Origin of the sequence: Mesorhizobium sp. M7A.F.Ca.CA.001.08.2.1 (assembly GCF_003998455.1) — a bacterium.
Taxonomy (GTDB): Bacteria; Pseudomonadota; Alphaproteobacteria; order Rhizobiales; family Rhizobiaceae; genus Mesorhizobium; species Mesorhizobium ciceri.
This window is the reverse complement of sequence record NZ_RZPW01000654.1, coordinates 1-3,604: the sequence shown is the minus strand read 5'-3', so window position 1 is coordinate 3,604 and position 3,604 is coordinate 1. Positions and strand designations below refer to the sequence as shown.

The following is a 3,604-nucleotide window of genomic DNA, read 5'->3' as shown; positions in this document are numbered from 1 at the left end:
CAGGATATTCGTCCTGTCGCCTGCGGGAATTCTGCTCTGCGTCTCAGTCGGTCGCGCCTTTGGGCTTCGTCTCGGACGTAGCTCCGTCGAGGAGACAACCCGGTGAGAGGTCACGTCGAGCAGATGCAGGCACTCAGTCAATTCTGGCCGGGCGATTGGCCTTGGATGCTTCCACGTCCAGCTGGGCGCGACTGGCGTGAAGCAAGGCCGCGATCAAATTTTGGTCGGCTGACTTTTTCCCGGTGTATAGGCACACAAGCTCGCGGGCCTGGACCGTCGAATCGGATTCCGGGCTCTCCCTGATGGCTGATGTAAGAGCCCGGGAGAGTATGTCGAAATCCAACAACGAAATAACCGGTCGGCTTCCTTTCATGGCCAAATCCATCCTGTTGGTCTGCAGGCAATACTCGAAAGGTCGACATGACAAGAATCGGCATCACCCGTTCCTTCACGCGGTCAACTTCAGAAGCTCTCGGAACATTTCGCCGAGCCCAGCGGCGGGGCGTGGATAACAGCGGTGCAGCGCCACCGCAATTACAAAGGTTAATTCGGCTACGCATCGAGCATCGGATGGTTTGGGACTGATTGTTCGCAAATCGCAGCTATAAATCAAATCTTCAGGGTAAGTTGACATGCTTGCCCACCGCCGACCGCCTATGGCTTGGATAGATGTTCAGGAGAAAGCAGCGTAGGGCCTATCGACTTGTCAGATCTGATGCCCCCCGATGTGCAGGATGATCCTGCCCTAGCCGCTGAGGTCGACCGGCTTCTGGCGCGCCGTACGCGCGAAATCAGCCTGCGTGGCGAGATCGAACGCCTATTTCGAGCACGTGTCTGGTCGCAAACGGCGAAAATCATCCGCGCGTGGATGATCTGGGTGGCATTTTTGGATGTGCTGACGTTGGCACTGAACGCGGCGTTGCTTCCATGGGGCGTAGCGCAGTCCATGCTCCTGCCCGGCGCCATCATCCCGCCCGTCGCGTTGGCCGTGGTCCTAGCCTGGCGTAAACCGCAGGCGCCTTGGCTCCAAGGAGCTTCGCTGATCGCAGGCATGTTCCTGATCTTGTTGTCAGTCGCATTGGTCGGAGCAAGCGCTGGTGGCGAGTTCTACGAACGGCAATTGAACGTCATGTTGTTCGTGGCCATCACAGCCATCATAATCTTCGGGATCCCCCTGGCGTGGACGATGACGATCGCTGCGCTGGCGCTCGGACTCTATCTCATGCTTCAACTGCAGAACCCGGCCATCGCGCATGGGAGTGCAGTGGCTGGAACGCTGTTCTTCGCCAGCGGTATCTTTGCAACGGTGGCCGCGCGGCGCATCATGACAATTCTTGCTCAAAAGACTTTCCTGTTTGAGCTTCGCGACCGACGCAGGGTCGCCGAACTGGCGAAAGCGAATGATCGACTGGTACTCCTGGCGAGGACCGATCCACTCACCGGCATCTCCAACCGTCGCTGGATGACGGAAACACTCGAGCGCCTATGGGGAAGTGACAAACGTTGCCTTGCCGGTGCCGCGATGCTGATGTGCGACATTGACAACTTCAAGAAGCTAAACGACCACCTCGGCCATGCGGAGGGAGATCGGTGTTTGGTAAAGGTCGCAACTATCTTGAAGGAAAACGTGAGACGTGATCGCGATCACGTTGCCCGTTATGGCGGCGAAGAATTCCTCGTGCTCCTGCCCGGGGTGAACGAGGAAGAGGCCGCCGCTGTGGCTGAACGAATGCGTAAGAGCGTCGAGGCTGCCGCTTTGCCCAACCCTGGATCCCGTGTGTCGCGCTGGGTCACCCTGAGCATTGGAGTTGCCGTTCAGACCTCTGAGGCGATCTCGCCGGAGCAGTTACAGCAGCGAGCGGATGCCGCACTTTACCTTGCCAAGCAGACGGGCCGCAACAGGGTGCTGCTTCACAGACCGGAGTTATCCGCGCGCAAACACATTCGGCCGGGCAGCCTCGGGGCATAGGCCGTGCCGGCCCGAGATCTGCTCTTCTGAATCACGGGGTTTCCCGTGCGTCGACGATAACAGGTTAGTTCAGGGACTTTGGACCACCGAGACGAAGGGTTCCCCTGTAATCTCCACATCGCGCCCGGCAGACTACGATTTCGAGAATAATCCCCTGAAACGAGTTTCCGGGTTGTTCAGAACACCCATGGCCGATTCCGGCTGCGTGGATGGTCCAGGGGGAGTTCCACCAAATGGCCTCAGTGATGGGCGATCATCTGGATGACTTGCCGGGTCTTCGCAAATGCCGAGCGCATGGGCTCCGTCGATTTCTGCGCCCTGCGCCCTATGTGGCGCGCGTTTGGCTAGGTGAATGGCGCCCATTGCGCAGCCCCTGATCTTGCGCAAGGGAATCCTGCGACAGCCCTCATTAGGTCGGTTGCAAGTGCTCCATGAAATCTCCATCTAGTTCAGTTGTAGTCAGAACGCGGTCAAACGATGACACGGCAAGAAGTTCTCTCCGTCATTGGGTCAGCCGACGATATTACGGTTGCGGAGATCATCGCAACGGGTGCGTCGATCGAGGAATTGAGAGAGGCATGGGCATGGGCTTTTGCTGACGAGGCGTTAATGGGACAGGGGCGCCCGCTTCCGGGAACACGAGCGGCCGCGCTTATCGACCTGCTTAAGCCCGACGAAGACGACCCGGCTGAACCGGGCACCCGTCTGGAATAAATCAGCAAACCCATCGAATGTGCAATTTGGCCCTGTCATCCACGGCAGCGTTGCAGACACATCCTTGATGAAACCGACCTTTGTGCCCGTTTCAGTTCAGTCGGTCTTGCGCGTGGGCTCCAGACTCCCGACCATCGTAGCCGAGTAGCAGGCATCACAGGCCTCGTGCGGCTCAGCCGGCCACTGGACAACGCTACAGCATTGATCACTCAACCGATTTCGGAGATCGCCGACTTCTCTTGCGTTCACACGCCAGAGATCGCTAGTCTAAACCTGCGGCGCGAAGTTCCTTACATCGATAAAAGCACACGCGCTCAGAAGCGGATCGCAGGCTTTTGTTGTCCACCTGTGTGGTCGCCGGATGCGCCGAAACGTAAGGACTTTCGCCTCGCCGACCGGAGTCGCCGACCGTGCGCGCAAAGCCGCAGAGCAGTTCCCGCAACCGCATGTTGAGCCGGACCGCCACTTCAAACATACCGCTCATCGGCTTCACAACTCTGGTGCGCTCCGGTAGGGGGCCAGCCCAGCAGCACAGATCGCGACGCCGTCTCTGGCCTGTCAGTCAGGAGTTTGCCACAGCAACGAAAAGCGATTGTCCCTGCCGGTCGATACGGAACAGCACTGGCTTTTTCTGCTGACGGGATTTCGCCCATTCCTCGCGGACGTCAGACGGCTGGGTCATGTTTCGGTTGTTGGCCGACACGATGACGTCGCCGGGCCGGATGCCGCTTTCGGCCGCAAGACTGTTGGGAGCGACATCCTGGACGAACACGCCCGTGGTGTCGGCCTGTAGGCCGAGTTGCTGGCGCGCTTCGTCCGGAATGGCGCTCAGCGACATACCAAGGCGCTGGTCCTCAGTACCCAGGCTTGGAATGGCACCGGTCTGTTCCTCCTGGTCCCTGCGTCGATCGACAGTCAGCG

Annotated in this window: 3 protein-coding genes; 2 read left to right on the top strand and 1 reads right to left on the bottom strand. The window is 59.0% G+C overall.

The window, feature by feature from the left end:
- Positions 1-715: 715 nt before the first annotated feature.
- Both EN914_RS28370 and EN914_RS28365 read left to right on the top strand, forming a co-directional pair.
- On the top strand, positions 716-1,969 hold the full coding sequence (locus tag EN914_RS28370) for a diguanylate cyclase (protein WP_032899766.1): 1,254 nt from the start codon (positions 716-718) through the stop codon (positions 1,967-1,969).
- A gap of 477 nt (positions 1,970-2,446) precedes the next feature.
- Positions 2,447-2,683, top strand: a complete 237-nt coding sequence (locus tag EN914_RS28365) for a hypothetical protein (protein WP_013525027.1) — start codon at positions 2,447-2,449, stop codon at positions 2,681-2,683.
- Positions 2,684-3,245: 562 nt separating this feature from the next.
- Here the strand turns inward: EN914_RS28365 and EN914_RS28360 are convergent.
- The coding region (locus EN914_RS28360) for a PDZ domain-containing protein (RefSeq protein WP_164778978.1) at positions 3,246-3,604 on the bottom strand (359 nt) is incomplete at its 5' end.

Bases quoted from the DNA above. Each gene is read 5' to 3' on its own strand.
- EN914_RS28365 (WP_013525027.1), top strand. From the start codon at position 2,447: ATGACACGGCAAGAAGTTCTCTCCGTCATTGGGTCAGCCGACGATATT.
- EN914_RS28370 (WP_032899766.1), top strand. From the start codon at position 716: ATGCCCCCCGATGTGCAGGATGATCCTGCCCTAGCCGCTGAGGTCGAC.